Here is an 18,754-nt window from a genome sequence, read left to right on the forward strand (position 1 = left end):
CTCACTTCTTGTCGCGCTTGGACTTCGGCTGGCGCACCGGCTGCTGGCGCCCCGCGGCGTTGCTCTGCCGGACGGGCTTGCGCACCGCCGGGGCGACGCGGCCCCGGTCGCTGGCCTCGACGGCCCGTGGCGGCGCCGTGGGCCGCGTCTCGGGCTGGCCCTCGTCGTCGAAGGCCTCGTCGTCGGGATCGTCCATGACCGGCATGTCCTCAACGAACGTCGGCACCGAGGCGTAGCGGTCAGCCATCGCACGGGCGCGGGCCTTGGCCCGGCGCTCCTGCTCCTTGACGGCCGACTCGCCGGACTTCATGTGCACGAGCACGCGCGGGGCGAGGAAGACCGAGGAGTAGACGCCGACCGCCATCCCGACGAACTGGGCGAGCGCCAGATCCTGCAGCGAGCTCGCCCCCAGCTGGATGGCGCTGACGTAGAGGATCGCGCCGATCGGGATGAGGGCCACGATGCCGGTGTTGATCGAGCGCACGAGGGTCTGGTTGACCGCCAGGTTCGCGGCGTCGGCGTAGCTCTGGCCCTTCTGGAGCCGCTCGTGGGTGTTCTCCCGGATCTTGTCGAACACCACGACGGTGTCGTAGAGCGAGAAGCCGAGGATCGCCAGCAGGCCGGTCACCGCCGAGGGGGTCACCTGGAAGCCCGAGAGGGCGTAGACCCCGATGGTGATGATGATGTCGTGCGCCAAGGCGACGAAGGCCGCGATCGACATCTTCCACTCGCGGAAGTACAGGCCGATGAAGATCAGGACCAGGACGAGGAAGACCGCGACACCGAGCGCGGCGCGCTCGGCGACCTCCGCCCCCCAGCTGGCTCCGATCTCGTCCTGCGCCAGGTCGTTGGCGGGTACGTCGACGACCGTGCGGATCGCCTCGGCGACGGTGTCGGCCTCACCCTGGGTGAGCTCCTCCACCTGGATCAGCACGCTGTCGCCGGCCGTGGTCGCGGAGGCGGCCTCGGTGCCGTCGACGCCGGAGCCGGCGACGGCGTCACGCAACTCCTCGGCGGTCTCCTGGGTCGCTCCCCCGGCGATCGGCACGCGGTACTCGGTGCCGCCGGTGAACTCGATGCCGAAGTTGAGCCCGCGCACCACGATCGCCGCGATCGCGAGGAGCACGACGACGCCGGTGATGGTGTACCAGAGCGGGCGGCGGTGGACGAAGTCGATCGAGCGGCGACCGTTGTACAGGTCGTTGCCCAGCCGTGAGAACTTGCCCATCAGGCCTTACCTCCGGTCGAGACGCGTGCACGGGAGGGCGCAGGCGTGGGGAGCGCGTCGATGCCGAGGGTCTCCGCGCTCAGGCCCGAGAGCCGGTGGCCGCTGTTGAAGAACTTGAAGCGGGCCAGCCACGAGATCATCGGCTTGGTGAACCAGAACAGGATCGCCAGGTCGACGATCGTGGAGAGGCCGAGGGCGAAGCCGAAGCCCTTCACCGCTCCGGTCGCGAAGATGTAGAGCACGGCCGCGGAGAGCAGCGACACGACCTGGGCCGCGAGCCGGGTGACCTTGGCGCGCTTCCAGCCGGTCTCCACCGCGACCCGCATCGTCTTGCCGTCGCGCATCTCGTCTCGGATGCGCTCGAACAGGATGATGAAGGAGTCGGCGGTGACACCGACCGCGATGATCAGTCCCGCGATGCCCGGCAGGGTGAGCGTGAAGCCCGCCGTCTCGCTGAGGAGCAGGACCAGGGCGTAGGTCACCGCGGCAGCGGCGAGCAGCGAGGCCACCACCACGAGCCCGAGGCCGCGGTAGTAGAGCAGGCAGTAGATCAGCACCAGGCCGAGGCCGAAGGCGCCCGCCGTGAGGCCGGCGCGGAGCTGGTCGCCGGCGAGCGAGGGACCGATCGTCTGGATCGACGGGTCCTCGAACGAGATCGGCAGCGAGCCGTACTTGAGGCTGGTCGCCAGGCTCGAGGCCTGCGACTCGGTGAAGTTGCCGGTGATCTGTGCCGAGCCGTCGGGGATGGTGCTGGTGAACGTCGGCGCCGAGATGACCTCGCCGTCCAGCACGATCGCGAACTGCTCGACGTCGGGCGTCAGCGTGCTGGACGCCTTCGAGAAGACGTCCTCGCCCTTGCCGCCGATGTCGAGGGTGACGGCGTAGTTGACCGAGTTCTGCGGGATCGCGAAGCCGGCGTCCTCGAGGTCCGTCCCGGCGATGACGGCCGGCGACAGCAGGTACTTGATCGAGGGGGTCGCGGGCTGGCTCTTGGTCTCGGCCTCGGGCTCCGAGCAGGCGACGAGCGGCTTGAGCGGGTCGTCCGACGGCACCTCGGGCAGAGCGGCGGGGGCGCCCTCGACCTTGGAGATCAGGCCGTCCTCGTTGCACTGGTAGGCGTTGTAGGCCTCGTAGTCGGCCTGCGTGTAGGCGCCGCGCATGAAGGCCACGGCCTGGTCGAGGGGCACGACCGCCCGCTCGTCGAAGCTCTCCGGCAGCGCGGTCGGCTCGTCGCTCGGGCGCTCGGTGGACGACTCCACGGGAGCGTCGCTCGCCCCCTCGGTGGGTGCCGGGGACTGGCTGGGCGAGGGCGTCTCGTCCTCGGTCGCGAAGCCGGGGGCGACGCGGTTGCTGCCCGACTGCGTGGCACTGGGCGACGCACTCGGCGAGGCACTGGGCGACGCACTGGGCGAGCCGCCGGGGGTGGCGCCCGGGTCGGGCGCCGGCGCCGGCGTACCGGCGGTCGGTGGCGGGCAGCCCTTCGAGTCCGAGCACGCGACCAGACGGAACCGCAGCTGCGCCTGACGCTGGACGGTGCCGACCAGGTCGCGCCGGGGGTCACCCGGGATCTCGACCACGATGATGTCGCCACCCTGGGTGACCACCTCGGCCTCGGACACGCCCGAGCCGTTGACACGCTGGTCGATGATCTGGCGAGCCTCGTCCAGGTTCTCACCGCTCGGGTCGCCCTTGGCGACCATGGTGATCCGGGTACCGCCCTGCAGGTCGAGACCCAGCTCGGGCTTCCAGGAGCCGGCGAGCGCCACAAGCCCGTAGAGAAGGGCGGTGCCCAGGAAGAACACCACGAGGGTGCGTCCAGGGCGGGCCTGCTTGCGTGCCATGTCAGTTCTCCTCGGGCTCGGGCGGACCGAGCTCCGGCTCAGGGGTGACCACGTTGCCGACCGCGCCGCGGGCGACGCTGATGACCACACCCGGTGCGATCTCGACGGAGACGCGGTCGTCGTGCAGCTCGCGCAGCGTGCCGAACACGCCGGAGGTGAGCATGACCTCGTCCCCTACAGACAACGACGACTGCATGCGCGCGAGTTCCCGCTGCCGGCGAGAGGCCGGTCGGATGACCAGGAGCCAGAAGAGGAGAGCGATGCCCACGAGGGGCAAGAGCTGGACGAGCTCGGGCACGACAAGACCTTCCAACCGATGACGATGAGGGAGAGCAGCCTGCGCGCACCAACCGCAGGGGCAGACCGCCCGACGGGAGAGTCTAACCGTGGCAGCACCGCGGACCGCCAATCACTCCTCGAACAGGGGCTCCTCCGCGCCCGGGAACGCGCCGCGCGGTGGGGTCAGCCCCAGGTGGCGCCAGGCGGCGGGAGTGGCGATCCGGCCACGTGGCGTGCGCGCGAGGAAGCCGTTGCGCACCAGGAACGGCTCGGCCACCTCCTCGACGGTCTCGCGCTCCTCGCCGACGGCCACCGCGAGCGTGGAGACACCGACGGGACCCCCACCGAAGCGCTGGCACAGCGCGTCGAGGACGGCGCGGTCGAGGCGGTCCAGGCCCAGCTCGTCGACCTCGTAGAGCTCGAGGGCGGCGCGAGCGACATCGAGGCCGACCACGCCGTCCGCGCGGACCTGGGCGTAGTCCCGGACGCGGCGCAGCAGGCGGTTGGCGATGCGTGGGGTGCCGCGCGAGCGCGAGGCGATCTCGGCCGAGCCGTCGTCGGTGACGTCGACCCCCAGCAGCCCCGAGGAGCGCCGCACGATCAGGTCGAGCTCCTCGGGCGCGTAGAACTCCAGGTGCGCGGTGAAGCCGAAGCGGTCGCGCAGCGGCCCCGGCAGGAGCCCGGCACGGGTGGTCGCGCCGACGAGGGTGAACGGCGGGATCTCGAGCGGGATCGCGGTCGCCCCGGGGCCCTTGCCGATGACGACGTCGACTCGGAAGTCCTCCATCGCCATGTAGAGCATCTCCTCGGCGGGCCGCGACATCCGGTGGATCTCGTCGACGAACAGGACGTCGCCCTCGTTGAGTCCGGACAGGATCGCGGCCAGGTCGCCGGCGTGGGTGATCGCGGGCCCGCTGGTCAGCCGCAGCGGCGTCGACATCTCGTGGGCGATGATCATCGCCAGCGTCGTCTTGCCCAGCCCCGGGGGGCCGGACAGCAGGACGTGGTCGGGGGCGCGCTCGCGCTGGCGGGCCGCCTCGAGCACCAGGCCGAGCTGCTCGCGTACGCGGTGCTGGCCGACGACCTCGTCGAGCGATCGGGGTCGCAGCGCCGCCTCGATCACCCGCTCGTCGCCCTCGGCCTCCGCGGCCGTGAGCGAGCGCAGGTACTGCTCCTCGGCGACCTCCAGCTCGTCCTCGTGCACCGGCTCAGGCCTTGCTCAGCGAGCGCAGCGCGGCGCGCAGCAGCGCGCCCACATCGGGCAGGTCGCCGGCCTCGGGCGCGACGGTCTCCACCGCCGCATCGGCGTCCTTCGCCGACCAGCCCAGCCCGACCAGGCCCTGGGTGACCTGGTCGCGCCACGGTGCGGCGGCGGCGGCCGGGCTCGCGGACCGAGCGCCGGTGGGGGCGCCGATGCGGTCCTTGAGCTCGAGGATGATCCGCTGCGCGCCCTTCTGGCCGATGCCGGGCACCCGGGTCAGCGTCTTGACGTCGTCGGCGGCGATCGCGCGGCGCAGGTCGTCGGGGCTGAGCACGGCGACCATCGCCTGGGCGACCTTGGGGCCGACTCCGGACGCGGTCTGCACGAGCTCGAACGTCGACTTCTCGTCATCGTCGGCGAATCCGAACAGCGTGAGCGAGTCCTCGCGCACCACCATGCTGGTCGACAGGGTGGCCTGGTGGCCCGGGCGCAGCGACGCGAGGGTGCCGGGGGTGCACATCAGCTCCAGGCCGACTCCCCCGACCTCGAGCACGGCGCTGGAGACGGTCAGCGCGGCCACCTGGCCGCGGACGAAGGCGATCACGCTCTGCTCCTGAAGGTGGGGGCGGTGGCCCGTGGGCGGCGGTTGGCGGCCAGCGCCGCGTCGATGCGCGCCTGTGCGCCGCCGCGCCAGATGTGGGTGATGGCGAGCGCCAGGGCGTCGGCGGCGTCGGCCGGCTTGGGCAGGGTCTCCAGGCGCAGGATCCGGGTGATCATGGCGCCCACCTGGGCCTTGTCGGCCCGGCCGTTGCCGGACACCGCCGCCTTGACCTCGCTGGGCGTGTGCAGCGCGACCGGCAGGCCGCGCCGGGCCGCGCAGACCAGGGCGATGCCGCTCGCCTGCGCCGTACCCATGATCGTGGAGCTGTCGGAGCGCGCGAACACCCGCTCGACGGCGACCGCGTCGGGGCGGTACTCGTCGAGCCAGGCGTCGATGCCGCGCTCGATGGTGACCAGCCGCTCGGCCACCGGGAGGTCGCTGGAGGTGCGCACGACGTTGACGTCGACCAGGCTCAGCGGACGCCCCACGCTGCCCTCGACCACCCCGATGCCGCATCGGGTCAGCCCCGGGTCGATTCCCAGCACCCGCATGGGCCTGCTCATCGCGCCGCCTCTCGTCCGAACACCTGTTCGGAGAACACGCTATCCGCCCACGTCGCGCCCCAGGGTCTCGACACGCCCCCAGACCGCCGACCCGTCGCAAACTCGTCCGATTTTCCGCTGACCCGTCAGAAAGTTTCTGACGGGTCAGCGGAATGTGGTCAGGACTCGTCGTCGAGGGCGGCCATGACGTCGTCGGGGACGTCGAAGTTGGCGAAGATGTTCTGGACGTCGTCGAGGTCCTCGAGCACGTCGACCAGGCGGAACATCTTGCCTGCGGCGTCCTTGTCGAGCGCGACCTGCATGTCGGGCACGAACGAGGCCTCGGCCGAGTCGTAGTCGATGCCGGCGCTCTGGAGCGCGGTACGGACATCGACCAGGTCGGTGGCCTCCGAGATGACCTCGATGGCCTCGCCGAGGTCGTGGACGTCGTCGGCGCCGGCCTCGAGCGTCGCCTCCAGCACGTCGTCCTCGCTGACCTGACGTCCCTCCTGCTCGCGGGGCACCACGACGACGCCCTTGCGGTGGAAGAGGAACGACACGGACCCGGGGTCGGCGAGCGAGCCGCCGTTGCGGGTCATGGCGGTGCGGACCTCCATGGCGGCGCGGTTCTTGTTGTCGGTGAGGCACTCGATGAGCATGGCGACGCCGGAGGGGCCGTAGCCCTCGTACATGATCGTCTGGTAGTCGGCCCCTCCGGTCTCCGCGCCGGAGCCGCGCTTGACCGCGCGGTCGATGTTGTCGTTGGGGACCGAGGACTTCTTGGCCTTCTGGATGGCGTCGTAGAGCGTCGGGTTGCCGGTCGGGTCACCGCCGCCCATGCGGGCCGCGACCTCGATGTTCTTGATCAGCTTGGCGAACATCTTGCCGCGCTTGGCGTCGACGACCGCCTTCTTGTGCTTGGTGGTCGCCCATTTGGAGTGGCCGGACATGCGCTCCCTTACCTACGACTGCTTGACGAGATCCACGAAGAGGCTGTGGATGCGGTGGTCCGCCCCGACCTCGGGGTGGAACGACGTGGCCATCAGGTGACCCTGGCGGACCGCGACGATCCTACCCGCGGCCTCGCCGTGCGTGACCGCGGCGAGCACCTGCACCGTCTCCCCGACCTGCTCGACCCAGGGCGCGCGGATGAAGAGGGCGTGCACGGGCGAGTCGAGCCCGGCGAACGCCAGGTCCCCCTCGAAGGAGTCGACCTGGCGACCGAAGGCGTTGCGCCGCACCGTGATGTCCAGCCCGCCGAGGGTCTCCTGGTCGGCCGTCCCGTCCTCGACCCGCTCGGCGAGCAGGATCATCCCGGCGCAGGTGCCGAAGGCGGGCATGCCGCGCTTGATCCGGTCGCGGACCGGCTCGAACAGCTCAAAGGTGCGGGCCAGCTTGGCCATCGTCGTCGACTCGCCCCCAGGGAGCACGAGCGCGTCGCAGGCCTCCAGCTCGCTGGGGCGACGTACGGCGATCGAGGCGACCCCGAGCGACTCGAGCGCGCGCAGGTGCTCGCGCACGTCGCCCTGCAGGGCGAGGACGCCGATCGTGGGGGTGGTCGTGCGGCCGGTCGTGATGCGGGTCACGCCGTCAGTCTAGGAACGCCTGGCCGTTGCCTTGCGTGGGGCCACGCTCGGACCACTCTGCTAGAGGCAGGTGGGCGCTTCGTTCTTGTTCTTGCCCACCTTGAACTGCTTGGTTCTTGCTGGACCTTTCCAGGCTGACCGAACGGTCATCTCCGGGGTGACGGTGACCGTGACCGTGACGTTGCTGAGCTCACTTGGAGTGAAGGTGATAGCCACGGACTTGGTCCCTCCGACTGTTCCGACTGTCCCCGGCGTCGCCTTGGAAGTGGACACGGTGACGACGTACGTCGTCGCAGGGGAGCTCACTCCTAACCAGGTCAAGGTCACGATGCGACTATCCTTGGTGCCGCCGACCGCGCACTGCAGCGTTGGCGGCTGAGGGACCCTGTAGGCGTTGGTGCTCGCGGTCACGGCCACACTGTCGGTCCACGCGGCCAGCGTGTCGGTCGCGCGCGGCGTGAGGGTGGCGGCGCTCAACAAGACGACCAGCAGCCCGAACATCACCATGGAGGAGCGTGCGGATCCGGCGGCCGGGTCTGCGGGCGGGGCCGCCGACGGCAGTGCTCGGCGCCGTCCGGGTGTCGGCGCAGGCGCGGAGCCGTGACCATGGGCGTCTTCCGCCGGGTCGGGACGGCGCGGGCCGCGTGGGCCGCGTGTGCGGGCGAGCAGGACCAGGAGCACGCCGCCGACCAGCAGCCCGGCCAGGAATACGCCGACGGTGCCGGAAAGCCACCCGGCGACGTAGCCTGCCTTCGGCACGGAGAACAGCAGCCGGTCAGCCTCTTCGACCGTGTAGGTCTCGGCGTCGGGCTCCTCGTTGGCGTCGCCGCGCAGCACGAGCACGGTGCCGGCGTCGGCGGGCTCGGCCGAGACCACGCGGTGCGTGACCCGGACGCCGCGGCTGGTCAAGACCGACACGATGTCTCCGGGGCGGAGCTCGGCTGCCGGGACGCTGCGCGCGATGCCGAGGTCGCCGGTCTCGACCGCGGGTGCCATCGAGCCGGAGCGGAACACGAGCGGGGTGACCCCGAGCACCGCGGCCGCCACGGCCAGCAGGATGCTCCCCACGCCGAGCAGTGCGCCCGCTGTCAGGAGCCACTCGCGCAACCGGTGCCGCCGGCGAGCCCCGGTCATGCCAGGTCGGAGGTGCCGAGGAACGTCAGTGTCGCGGTCGCAGTCTTGCCCTGCAGTGCCGTCGGCGCGCTGAGCGAGAACGTGACCTGGAAGCACAGCGCATCCGTGCCCGGGGACGCCGGGACCGGGCCGCGCTTGGCCGCAGTGGTGATCAGCTGAGTGGTGGTCGTGGTGGTGAGCACCGCGTTGTAGATCGAGGTGCCGCCGGTGCAGGTGGCACCCGACTTGGTGCCTCCTGCCCGGATCGTCAGCGTCAAGTGCGGCGCCATGGCCGCGGCGTCGGTGCCGGAGAGCCCGCCGGTGAGCGAGTACTTCATCGCGACGTTGCCGACGTTCTGCACGGTGAGGACCTCCGCCGAGGTCGCGCCGGGCACCATCGTGGGCATCGCGAGGGTGGTGGAGGCGTAGGGGTCGCCGCCGCTGACCGACATGTCCAGGGTGCCGCCGGTGAAGCTCGCCCCGGAGATCACGACGCTGTCGGTCCAGAACGCGAGGGTGCCCATGCCCAGCGGGAGCGTGAGCACCCCGAGCGAGAGCACCGCACGCAGTCGCACGGACGCCCGGGCCCGTCGCAGCAGGCCGGGCCGTCGCGACGCGTGCGAGCCGGCGCTCACCTCCGCTCCTCCGTCAGCCGCAGCTTCACGACGAAGCGCATGGAGCGCTGTGCGTCGACGGCCGTCGCGGAGGGCCACATCCGGATTCGGATGATCACCGGCACGACCTCGCCGGCGCGGACGCGCAGGTTGCCCACGCCAGTCCTGCCCGCAAAGGTGATCCGCCGCCACCGGCCGTCGACGCGCAGGAACATCCGCAGCGCGCCACGACTCAGCCAGGCCGTCCGGTCGAAGACCCTGACCGCCACCGACAGCCGGGCGTCCTCCCCGCTCTGGTTGCGGGCGAAGAACCTGCGGGTGCGGACGTCACCGGGAACCCAGCGGGTCGACGTGGCGAAGATCGGACGGGTCAGGTGCTCGGTCCAGACCCGGCCCTCGCGGCTGACGGCGAGGTCGGCCCACATGCGAGTCGGTGCCGCCTGCGCCGGAGCACTCACGAGGATCAGCCCGGCGAGCAGCGAGCCCGCCACCAGCACCGCCAGCCGCCCGGTCACGCCGTCACGTCCGCGGTTTGCTCATGCTGAGCTGTCCTTCGGCTGTCGCGGCGGGCCCCACGGAACATCGAGAGCGCATAGCCCGCCAGCCCCACCACCGCTGCGATCGTGAGGAGCTCACGCTGCTGACCCGAGACGAGCGAGGTCGCGTGACCGAGGAGCGGCACGGTGTACCACTCGCGGCCCTGGACCTGGACGGGCAGCACCCAGCCTTGGTCGGCCGCGTCGTTGGCGTCGCCCTGGGTCCGCCACCGGGGCTCGCCCGTGGCGTCGATGCCCGTGGCGATCACGCGGTGCGTCACGACCTGGGACTCGCCCGAGACGATCTGGTAGGTGATGACGTCGCCGATCGCGATCGCGCCCGGCTCGACCGGCTTGGTGACCACCAGCGTGCCGGGCGGCAGCTCGGGACGCATCGACCCGGTCTCCACGACGTACGGCGTGCCGCCACCCACCCGCGGGACGATGAGTCCTGCGAGCAGGGCGGCACCGAAGGCGAGGATGACCAGCCACGACAACACCAGGCCCACCCACCGGACGGGTCCGGGCACTCGCCACCGAGATCTCATGCTGAGGCTCCTTGCTCGAACGGCTGCGAGCTAGGGGGTGACGGTGACGTCGTTGACCTGGGTCGCCGTGACGACGAAGTCGGGGATGACCTCGGTCTTCGCGCCGTTGGTGCTGTTGTCCTCGGTGCCGAACGGGAAGTCGACGACGACCACGGTCTGCAGGTTCTTGGCGTTGTCGGCGCTGGTGATCCGCGTGACCGCTTGGGTGCCGACCTTGAAGCTGGACGTCAGCGAGATCGCGGGCGCGAGGTCGCCGCTGTCGTTGAACGGGTTCGTCACCGACAGAGTGGCGGCGAGGTTGTCACCGGTGGCGGTGATCTGCGAGGTGCAGGTCTGGGTCGCCTTGTCTCCGGGGACGAGCCGGACATTTGCGATGCCGGCCTGGGTGATGGCGGTCTGCGTCGTCGCACCTGTGTGCTCGAGCGTCCAGGTGCAGGTGGGGTTGACGAGGGAGAGCGTGCCACCGGTGATGGTGCCACCGGGCGACGTGCTGGTGTCGGTCCAGTACGCCAGCGTGCCGGCGCCGCCGAGCAGGATCGAGCCGGCAGCCGCGGCGGCGAGTGCGCCCTTGGTGGTCTTCTTCATGGTGGTGTCCCCAGCTCTCGGGGAACCCTGACGGCTCCCTCGTCTGGGAGCGTGCACCCTGAGAGGGCTCTTACTCGCCGGATTACCAGTTCGTGGCGGGCATGTGTACGACTTGTGGCCGGGACGCCCCGAATGAGGCCGTGCGGTTACCAGCCGCGCTCGGCGAGGCGGTGCGGCTGCGGGATCTCCTCGACGTTGATTCCGACCATCGCCTCGCCCAGCCCGCGGCTGACCTTGGCGACGACGTCCGGGTCGTCGTAGAAGGTGGTGGCCTTGACGATCGCCTCCGCGCGCTGGGCGGGGTTGCCGGACTTGAAGATCCCCGAGCCGACGAACACGCCCTCGGCGCCGAGCTGCATCATCATCGCCGCGTCGGCCGGGGTGGCGATGCCGCCGGCGGTGAACAGCACGACGGGCAGCTTGCCGCTCACGGCGACCTCCGCGACCAGCTCGTACGGCGCCTGCAGCTCCTTCGCGGCGACGTACAGCTCGTCCTCGGCCATCGAGCCGAGGCGGCGGATCTCCTGGCGGATGGTGCGCATGTGGGTGACCGCGTTGGAGACGTCGCCGGTGCCGGCCTCGCCCTTGGAGCGGATCATCGCGGCGCCCTCGGTGATGCGGCGCAGCGCCTCGCCCAGGTTGGTGGCCCCGCACACGAACGGCGCGGTGAACCTCCACTTGTCGATGTGGTTGGCGTAGTCGGCCGGGGTCAGCACCTCGGACTCGTCGATGTAGTCGACGCCCAGGCTCTGCAGGACCTGCGCCTCGGCGAAGTGGCCGATGCGGGCCTTGGCCATCACCGGGATGGAGACGGTCTCGATGATCGACTCGATCATGTCCGGGTCGCTCATGCGGCTGACGCCGCCCTGCGCGCGGATGTCGGCCGGCACGCGCTCGAGCGCCATCACGGCGACGGCGCCGGCGTCCTCGGCGATCTTGGCCTGCTCGGCGGTGACGACGTCCATGATCACGCCACCCTTGAGCATCTCGGCCATGCCGCGTTTGACGCGCGTCGTGCCCCGTCCGTCGGCGCTCTCGGACGGGGTGGGGGTGCTGTCGGCCATGACGAAAGTCTACTCGCCGTCAGGTCAGGCTGTTGTCGCCGTCCAGCGCCTGGCGGCGCACCTTCAGGACCCGGAAGACCACCGTGTAGGTGCTGGCCGCGGCCAGCGCCCACAGGGTGACGTAGATGAGGATCGGCAGGTCGAAGATCGCGCCGAGCCCGGTCATCACCAGGATCGACACCAGCCGGTCGGCCCGCTCGGCCAGGCCGCCGCGCGCGTCCCAGCCCAGCGACTCGGCGCGGGCTCGCGCGTAGGAGGTCACCGAGCCCATCACCAGGCAGTAGAGGGTGAGGCACAGGTAGAGGTAGTGGTCGCCGGGGCCCGCGAAGTAGAGCGCGAGACCGCCGAAGATCGCGCCGTCGCCAATGCGGTCGAGCGTGGAGTCCCAGAACGCGCCGAACTTCGAGGTCTTGCCGCTCTTGCGGGCCATCTGGCCGTCGACGAGGTCGCTGAACACGAACGCGGTGATGAACAGGACCCCGATGAGCAGCTCGCCCTGCGGGAAGAAGATCAGCGCACCCGCCGAGACGCCGAGCGTCCCCACGAGCGTCACCGTGTCCGGGCTGATGCCCAGGCGCAGGAAGAGGTTGACGAACGGCGCCAGCATGACGTTCTGCCAGAACGACTTGAACCTCTCGAGCATGCGGGGAGGCTATCGGCTGTCGCGGTGCCGGCCACAACCCGCGCAGCCGCAGGAGGGCTACAGTCACCAGCAGGGGCCGCCCAGGCAACCCATATCGAGAGACTCACCGAGAAGAAGAAGCGCTGACCCGGGTGGGCGACGCGCTGCTCGGTCTTGGCGCCGTCGGCACCTCGGCGAAGGAGAACGAGCTGCGGCTCCCCCTCCATCCGGGTCACCTGGAGGGGATGGACGCGGACCTGCGTGCCCGTACGACCCTGCAGACCGGGTACGGCGAGCGGTTCGGGTACTCCGATTCCGACCTCTCCGGCCTGGTGGGCGGCTTCGCCTCGCGCGACGAGCTGCTCGCCACCTCCGACGTGGTGCTGCTGCCCAAACCACAGCTGGCCGACGTGGAGGCGCTCTCGCCCGGCCAGACGCTGTGGGGGTGGCCGCACTGCGTGCAGGACACCGCCGTCACGCAGGCCGCGATCGACCGGCAGCTCACCCTGATCGCGTTCGAGGCGATGAACCACTGGACCCACGAGGGGGCGGTCGGGCTCCACGTCTTCCACAAGAACAACGAGCTGGCCGGCTACTCCTCGGTGATCCACGCGATGCAGCTGGCCGGGATCACCGGCGACTACGGTCGCCGGTTGAGCGCGATCGTCATCGGCTTCGGCGCGACGGCCCGCGGAGCGGTCACCGCCCTCAACGCGCACGGGGTGCACGAGGTCGCGGTCCTCACGACCCGGGGCGTGACCGCGGTCGGGTCGCCGATCCACTCGGTCCGCATCCGCCACCTGGATCAGGACCCCGACGACCCCGGCCTGCTGAGCGTCATCACCGAGCGCGGCCGCAAGCCGCTGCCGGCGTACCTCGCGGAGAACGACATCGTCGTCAACTGCACGTTGCAGGACACCGCCGCGCCGGTGACCTACCTGCGCACCGACGACCTGAGGGCATTCCGCAAGGGCAGCCTGATCGTCGACGTGTCGTGCGACCTCGGGATGGGCTTCGAGTGGGCCCGCCCTACCGGCTTCGACGACCCGACCTTCGAGGTGGGCGACCACGTCCTCTACTACGCGGTCGACCACAGCCCGTCGTACCTCTGGGGCTCCGCCACCTGGGACAACAGCTCGGCCACGCTGCCGTTCGTCCGCACGGTCCTCGAGGGCCCCGAGTCGTGGGCTGCCGACGAGACGATCAGCCGCGCCATCGAGATCCGCGAAGGTGCGGTGGTCAACCCCGCGATCCTGGCCTTCCAGAACCGCTCGGCGACCCCGCCGTACGCCCTCCTCGGCTGAGGGCCCGTCCGGGCGTGCCTCGATGCCTTGAGGGCCGAGCTACGACGCCCTATCCCAGGCGTCCGCGAGCAGCGCCCGGGTGTCGGTGAGCAGCTCGGGCAGGGTCTTGGTGCGCCCGATGATCGGCATGAAGTTCTGGTCGCCGACCCAGCGGGGTACGACGTGCTGGTGCAGGTGGGCGGCGATGCCGGCCCCCGCGACGGCGCCCTGGTTCATGCCGACGTTGAACCCGCCGGCGCCCGACACCGAGCGGATCACCCGCATCGCCTGACGGGTCAGGTCGGCGATCTCGGTCGACTCCTCGTCGGTGACCTCGGTGTAGTCGGCCACGTGACGGTACGGGCAGACCATCAGGTGCCCGGGCGCGTAGGGGTAGAGGTTGAGCACCGCGAACGCCAGGGCACCCCGCCGTACGACGAGGCCCTGGTCGTCGGGCAGCCGCGGGATGCGGCAGAAGGGGCACTCCCCCGACGTGGCGTCGGCCGGCTTGTTCTCCCCGCGGATGTAGGCCATCCGGTGCGGCGTCCAGAGCCGGTCGAGGTCGTCGGGGTCCCCGACGCCGTCCTGCACCATCTCCTCGTCCACGGGTGAAGACTAGCCGCGTCGCCACGGCGCGAGCCTGGTCGGCCGGGGCCCGGGCCGCGGCGGGAGTCGAGCGGCCTGCGGTGTGAGCGGTTGGTGTGCCTCGCTAGGGTGAGCGCGAAATGGATGACATAGACCTCCGGCCCGTGTTCACCCGCTGCCTCGAAGGCGTCGGCCCGGCCGACCGCCACGGCGCCCTCTCCGCGACCGCCCGATGAGCGAGTGGCTGCTGCTGTCGATCGGCCTGCTCCTCACGGTCGGGACCGGGTTGTTCGTGGCCTCGGAGTTCGCCCTGGTGAACCTCGACCGTCACGACCTGGAGACCCGCGCCGGGCGCGGTGAGAAGGGACTAGGCACGACGATCGGTGCGCTGCGCATCACCTCGACGCACCTCTCCAGCGCGCAGCTCGGCATCACCCTCACCACGCTGCTCACCGGCTACACCTTCGAGCCCGCGGTCAGCTCGCTGCTGGAGGAGCCGCTGACGTCGGCCGGACTGCCCACCTCCGCGGTCCCGGTGGTGGGCGCGGTCGTCGGGGTCGTGCTGGCCACGCTCTTCTCGATGGTCATCGGCGAGCTCGTGCCCAAGAACTTCGCACTCGCCGTCCCCCTGGCCACGGCCAAGGTGGTCGTGCCGTTCCAGGTCGCCTTCACGACCGTCTTCCGTCCCCTGGTCTCGCTGCTCAACAACACCGCCAACGGCCTCATCCGCGCGATGGGCGTGGAGCCCAAGGAGGAGCTCAGCGGCGCCCGCAGCGCGGACGAGCTGACCTACCTCATCCGGCACTCGGCGACCGCCGGCCTGCTGGAGCAGGACGAGGCCACGCTGCTGGACCGCACCCTGCGCTTCTCGCAGTACGACGCCTCCGACCTGATGACCCCACGCGTGCGGATGACCTCGGTGGACCGGCTCGACTCCGCCGCCCGGATCATCCAGGTCTCCGGCCGCACCGGCTTCTCGCGCCTGCCCGTCCTCGACGACGGGCCCGACGACATCGTCGGCTTCGTGCACGTCAAGCGCGCGTTCGCCGTACCGCTGGACCAACGGTCGACGACGACCGCCGAGGACCTCATGTTCGAGCCGACGCGGGTGCCCGAGACGCTCGGCGCAGGCGCCCTGCTGGCCGAGCTGCGCGACCGGGGGCTCCAGATCGCGGTCGTCACCGACGAGCACGGCGGCACCGCCGGCATCGTCACCCTCGAGGACCTCGTGGAGGAGATCGTGGGCGAGCTCGAGGACGAGCACGACCGCGCCAAGTCCGGCGTGACGCTCCGCGGCCGCTCGGTCTCCTTCGACGCCTCCTGGCGTCCCGACGAGCTGCTCGACCGCACCGGCGTGCGGGTCCCCGACTCCGAGGACTGGGACACCGTGGCGGGCTTCGTGGTCGACGAGCTCGAGCGGCTTCCCGAGCTGGGCGACGAGGTTGCGATCGAGAGCGGGACCCTGCGCGTGGAGCGTCTCGACGGCGCGCGCATCGTGCGCATCGCGTTCCTGCCCAGCGCCGACCACGCCATGTCACTGACCGAGGACCGCCGATGAGTGAGTACCTGCCCGGGATCCTCTGGCTGTTCGTCCTCCTCGCCGGCAACGCGTTCTTCGTCGGCGCGGAGTTCGCGGTCATCTCCGCGCGGCGCAGCCAGATCGAGCCGCGGGCCGCCGGGGGCAGCCGCGCCGCGAAGACGACCCTGTGGGCGATGGAGCACGCCACCTTGATGCTGGCCACCTCCCAGCTCGGCATCACGATCTGCTCGCTGCTGATCCTCACCGTCTCCGAGCCGGCGATCCACCACCTGCTGGAGTACCCGCTCGGGGCCACGGGGCTGTCCGCCGACGCCACCAGCGTCCTCGCGTTCGTCGTGGCGCTGGTGCTGGTGACGTTCCTGCACGTGGTCTTCGGCGAGATGGTCCCGAAGAACCTGTCGTTCTCCGTGCCGGACCGCGCCGCTCTGATCCTCGCCCCGCCGCTGGTGATGGTCTCGCGCGTGTTCCGTCCGCTCATCGGCACGCTCAACTGGATCGCCAACCGCGTGCTGCTGCTCTTCGGGGTCCAACCGAAGGACGAGGCCACCAGCACGTTCACGTTGGAGCAGGTCGAGGCCATCGTCCAGCAGTCCCACCGCGAGGGCACCCTGGTCGACGACTCCGGCACGCTCGCGGGGGCCTTCGAGTTCACCGACAAAACGGTGGCCGACGTCGAGGTACCGCTGGACCGGATGGTTCTCCTGCCCGCGTCGACGTCGCCGGCCGACGTCCAGGCGGCGGTCGTGGCGCACGGCCACTCGCGCTACGTCGTCACCGACCAAGCCGGACGGCCTGACGGCTACCTGCACATGAAGGACGTCATGGACCTCGGCGAGGACCACTTCCACGACCCGGTCCCCGCCAAGCGCGTGCGCCGGCTGGTCGCGGTGTCGCGCCAGGCCAGCCTCGAGGACGCCATGGCCCGGTTGCGCCAGCACGGCGCCCACATCGGGCTCACGGTCGACGAGCAGGGCGAGACCGTCGGGATGCTGTTCCTCGAGGACGTGCTCGAGATCCTGGTCGGCGAGGTCAACGACGCCGCCTGAGCGCGCGGGCGCTCAGTACTGGTGGAACCAGGCGCCGAGATCGAGGTGCGCCTCGCCGCAGGTGATGTTCTGGTCGCGGTCGGCCTCGACCCACTGCGCGAGCACGGCCGGACCGCCCTGGATGACCCAGTCGTCACCACAGCGAGACTCGGCCTCCGCCCGCGACGTCTCCCCGGCGGCCCGCCACTCGGGCACGCCCAGCTCGAGCCCGCCCACGACCCCCTCCCAGAGCGCCGGCGTGGAGTACACGCCGATCGCGTAGCCGCCGTCGACGTACCCGCGCGCCGCGCCCTCCACCACGGCGGCGTTGGCCACGAGGTCGCTGCTCCAGGGGAAGTCCGGCACCGGCTCCACGTCCACCCACACGAAGGGCGTCTGCAGCCGGGCGTCCTTCATGGACGCGACGTTGAACAGCGCCTGCTGATAGCCGACGTTGCGCAGTGCGTCGAGCTTGGAGCCGCCGTCGTAGGGGCCGTCCTGTCCGTAGCGGGCCAGCTCGTCGCCCTGCGGGAAGCTCGCCACCGCGTACGCCGAGACCAGCAGCCGCCGCTCGCGCACCCACGCGACCTGGTCGGCCAGGCACGGGTTGACGTGGAAGCCGGGGCCGTTGGTGAGCCCGACGACGACGTAGCGCGCCTGAGGCAGCGGCATCGGCATGCCTAGCGTCCGCTTCTCGGGGATGCCCAGTCCCTTCGGGCACTGCGGCCAGCTGATGTCGCCGCCCAGCACGGGTGCGGGGTACGGCGCGACGGTGGCGCTCGGTGCCTCCGTGGCCGCCTTCTCGGCGAGGTCGGCGAGATCCTCCCGCTCGCTCTCCACCGCCGGCGGCACGGCGGTCGGCGACGAGGAGACCGACGGCGGGGAGACCGACGGCGTACCTGTCGGATCGGGGTCGTCCGCCTCGGGCGCGCCGCTGCAGCCGGCCACGAGGACCAGCACGAGCAGCGGCAGCACTCGGCGCACGGTCAGTCCGCGAGCCGCGCCGGGAAGCCACCGGTGGCGATCGGCGACCAGCGCGTCGGCGTGATGCGCAGCAGGGACTTGCCCTGGTCGCGCATCGCCTGTCGGTACTCGTCCCAGTCGGGGTGCTCCCCCGCGATGCTGCGGTAGTAGTCGACCAGCGGCTCGACCGAGTCGGGCGGGCCGATGACCTCGCACGTCCCCTCGAGCTGCACCCAGGCGTCGTTGAACTCCTCCGACAGCACGAGCACCGTCGCCTCCCCCGCCCGCCGCGCGTTGGCCGTCTTGGCGCGCTCGGGGTACGTCGAGATCACCACCCGCCCCTCGTCGTCCACCCCGCCCGTCACCGGCGAGGACTGCGGGTGCCCGTCCCTGCGCGTGGTGATCAGGATCATCCGGTGCCGTGGCCGCACGAACTCCAGCAGCCCGTCCAGGTCGACCTCGGTGTTCGTCGCAATAGTCCGTCCCATCCCCCCACCCCACCACACCTCTGGTCGCCCAGGCGCACCTCCGGCGGTCCCCGGCACTGGGGAGGGGCGAGGAGCGCCGGTCCCGAGCCTCGAAGGGGACGAGGGTGCCCTACGGTGGTTGAGGTGCGAGGAGCGTCAGCGACGAGCCTCGAAACCCGGTGAGCCGGAAAGCAGCCTCGGGGTACGGCGGTCGGTCGCGGGGTCTCGAGGCTCAGGCGTTGCACGCCTTCGCACCTCGACCACCGAAGGCTTTCGGTGGTCGAGGTGCCAGGAGCGTCAGCGACGAGCCTCGAGACCCAGTTGAGCCGACAAGCAGCCTCGGGTACGCCGGTCAAGTCGCCAGTCACGTCACCAGGTCTCGAGGCTCAGGCGTTGCACGCCTTCGCACCTCGACCACCGACGGCTTTCGGTGGTCGAGGTGCGAGGAGCGTCAGCGACGAGCCTCGAGACCCAGTTGAGCCGACAAGCAGCCTCGGGGTACGGCGGTCAAGTCGCCAGTCACGTCACCAG

21 protein-coding genes are annotated in these 18,754 nt (G+C 71.0%); 3 read left to right on the forward strand and 18 right to left on the reverse strand.

The window, feature by feature from the left end:
* Nucleotide 1 precedes the first annotated feature (1 nt).
* From secF to pgsA, 15 genes are all read right to left on the reverse strand, one after another.
* Nucleotides 2–1,228 carry a protein translocase subunit SecF gene (secF, locus tag LQ940_RS12085; RefSeq protein ID WP_231242718.1) on the reverse strand — a complete coding sequence of 409 codons (1,227 nt, stop codon included), beginning with the start codon at nt 1,226–1,228 and terminating at the stop codon, nt 2–4.
* Nucleotides 1,228–3,069, reverse strand: coding sequence for a protein translocase subunit SecD (secD, locus tag LQ940_RS12090; protein ID WP_231242715.1), 1,842 nt, complete (start codon nt 3,067–3,069; stop codon nt 1,228–1,230). Before secD ends, secF begins: the two co-directional genes overlap by 1 nt.
* A gap of 1 nt (nt 3,070) precedes the next feature.
* Nucleotides 3,071–3,367, reverse strand: coding sequence for a preprotein translocase subunit YajC (gene yajC / locus LQ940_RS12095; RefSeq protein WP_231242713.1), 297 nt, complete (start codon nt 3,365–3,367; stop codon nt 3,071–3,073).
* 111 nt (nt 3,368–3,478) lie between these two features.
* Entirely contained in the window at nt 3,479–4,513 is a 1,035-nt protein-coding gene (ruvB, locus tag LQ940_RS12100; protein ID WP_374107423.1) for a Holliday junction branch migration DNA helicase RuvB, read from the reverse strand.
* A 43-nt stretch (nt 4,514–4,556) separates the two neighbouring features.
* Nucleotides 4,557–5,153 carry a Holliday junction branch migration protein RuvA gene (gene ruvA, locus LQ940_RS12105; RefSeq protein ID WP_231242711.1) on the reverse strand — a complete coding sequence of 199 codons (597 nt, stop codon included), beginning with the start codon at nt 5,151–5,153 and terminating at the stop codon, nt 4,557–4,559.
* Nucleotides 5,150–5,692 carry a crossover junction endodeoxyribonuclease RuvC gene (gene ruvC, locus LQ940_RS12110; RefSeq protein WP_231242815.1) on the reverse strand — a complete coding sequence of 181 codons (543 nt, stop codon included), beginning with the start codon at nt 5,690–5,692 and terminating at the stop codon, nt 5,150–5,152. The genes ruvA and ruvC overlap by 4 nt, the downstream gene beginning before the upstream one ends.
* A gap of 179 nt (nt 5,693–5,871) precedes the next feature.
* Nucleotides 5,872–6,642, reverse strand: a complete 771-nt coding sequence (locus tag LQ940_RS12115) for a YebC/PmpR family DNA-binding transcriptional regulator (RefSeq protein ID WP_231242709.1) — start codon at nt 6,640–6,642, stop codon at nt 5,872–5,874.
* 12 nt (nt 6,643–6,654) lie between these two features.
* Nucleotides 6,655–7,269 carry a pyridoxal 5'-phosphate synthase glutaminase subunit PdxT gene (gene pdxT / locus LQ940_RS12120; protein WP_231242813.1) on the reverse strand — a complete coding sequence of 205 codons (615 nt, stop codon included), beginning with the start codon at nt 7,267–7,269 and terminating at the stop codon, nt 6,655–6,657.
* A 69-nt stretch (nt 7,270–7,338) separates the two neighbouring features.
* Complete coding sequence (locus LQ940_RS12125; RefSeq protein WP_231242708.1) at nt 7,339–8,412, reverse strand: signal peptidase I; 1,074 nt, start codon at nt 8,410–8,412, stop codon at nt 7,339–7,341.
* Nucleotides 8,409–9,026: a SipW-dependent-type signal peptide-containing protein gene (locus LQ940_RS12130; protein ID WP_231242705.1), complete on the reverse strand. Its 618-nt coding sequence runs from the start codon at nt 9,024–9,026 to the stop codon at nt 8,409–8,411. The genes LQ940_RS12125 and LQ940_RS12130 overlap by 4 nt, the downstream gene beginning before the upstream one ends.
* A complete protein-coding gene (locus LQ940_RS12135; RefSeq protein WP_231242703.1) occupies nt 9,023–9,520 on the reverse strand; it encodes a hypothetical protein in 498 nt (165 codons plus the stop codon). The genes LQ940_RS12130 and LQ940_RS12135 overlap by 4 nt, the downstream gene beginning before the upstream one ends.
* Nucleotides 9,517–10,089: a signal peptidase I gene (locus tag LQ940_RS12140; RefSeq protein ID WP_231242701.1), complete on the reverse strand. Its 573-nt coding sequence runs from the start codon at nt 10,087–10,089 to the stop codon at nt 9,517–9,519. Before LQ940_RS12140 ends, LQ940_RS12135 begins: the two co-directional genes overlap by 4 nt.
* A gap of 30 nt (nt 10,090–10,119) precedes the next feature.
* Nucleotides 10,120–10,674, reverse strand: coding sequence for an alternate-type signal peptide domain-containing protein (locus LQ940_RS12145; protein ID WP_231242699.1), 555 nt, complete (start codon nt 10,672–10,674; stop codon nt 10,120–10,122).
* Between the two features lie 146 nt (nt 10,675–10,820).
* Nucleotides 10,821–11,738, reverse strand: a complete 918-nt coding sequence (gene pdxS, locus LQ940_RS12150) for a pyridoxal 5'-phosphate synthase lyase subunit PdxS (RefSeq protein ID WP_231242697.1) — start codon at nt 11,736–11,738, stop codon at nt 10,821–10,823.
* 19 nt (nt 11,739–11,757) lie between these two features.
* Nucleotides 11,758–12,381, reverse strand: coding sequence for a phosphatidylinositol phosphate synthase (gene pgsA, locus LQ940_RS12155; RefSeq protein ID WP_231242695.1), 624 nt, complete (start codon nt 12,379–12,381; stop codon nt 11,758–11,760).
* Nucleotides 12,382–12,512: 131 nt separating this feature from the next.
* Here pgsA and LQ940_RS12160 point away from each other — a divergent pair, with 131 nt between their 5' ends.
* Entirely contained in the window at nt 12,513–13,664 is a 1,152-nt protein-coding gene (locus LQ940_RS12160) for a N(5)-(carboxyethyl)ornithine synthase (protein ID WP_231242693.1), read from the forward strand.
* A 39-nt stretch (nt 13,665–13,703) separates the two neighbouring features.
* On the opposite strand, the gene LQ940_RS12165 is transcribed toward LQ940_RS12160, so the two are convergent.
* A complete protein-coding gene (locus LQ940_RS12165; protein ID WP_231242811.1) occupies nt 13,704–14,237 on the reverse strand; it encodes an HIT family protein in 534 nt (177 codons plus the stop codon).
* A gap of 223 nt (nt 14,238–14,460) precedes the next feature.
* Here LQ940_RS12165 and LQ940_RS12170 point away from each other — a divergent pair, with 223 nt between their 5' ends.
* Nucleotides 14,461–15,786, forward strand: a complete 1,326-nt coding sequence (locus LQ940_RS12170; RefSeq protein ID WP_231242691.1) for a hemolysin family protein — start codon at nt 14,461–14,463, stop codon at nt 15,784–15,786.
* Complete coding sequence (locus LQ940_RS12175) at nt 15,783–16,814, forward strand: hemolysin family protein (RefSeq protein WP_231242689.1); 1,032 nt, start codon at nt 15,783–15,785, stop codon at nt 16,812–16,814. The genes LQ940_RS12170 and LQ940_RS12175 overlap by 4 nt, the downstream gene beginning before the upstream one ends.
* 12 nt (nt 16,815–16,826) lie before the next feature.
* On the opposite strand, the gene LQ940_RS12180 is transcribed toward LQ940_RS12175, so the two are convergent.
* Both LQ940_RS12180 and LQ940_RS12185 read right to left on the reverse strand, forming a co-directional pair.
* Nucleotides 16,827–17,768, reverse strand: a complete 942-nt coding sequence (locus LQ940_RS12180) for a hypothetical protein (protein WP_231242687.1) — start codon at nt 17,766–17,768, stop codon at nt 16,827–16,829.
* An 11-nt stretch (nt 17,769–17,779) separates the two neighbouring features.
* Nucleotides 17,780–18,244, reverse strand: a complete 465-nt coding sequence (locus LQ940_RS12185; protein WP_231242685.1) for a PPOX class F420-dependent oxidoreductase — start codon at nt 18,242–18,244, stop codon at nt 17,780–17,782.
* Nucleotides 18,245–18,754 lie beyond the last annotated feature (510 nt).

Source organism: Nocardioides sp. cx-173 (assembly GCF_021117365.1).
Taxonomy (GTDB): domain Bacteria; phylum Actinomycetota; class Actinomycetes; order Propionibacteriales; family Nocardioidaceae; genus Nocardioides.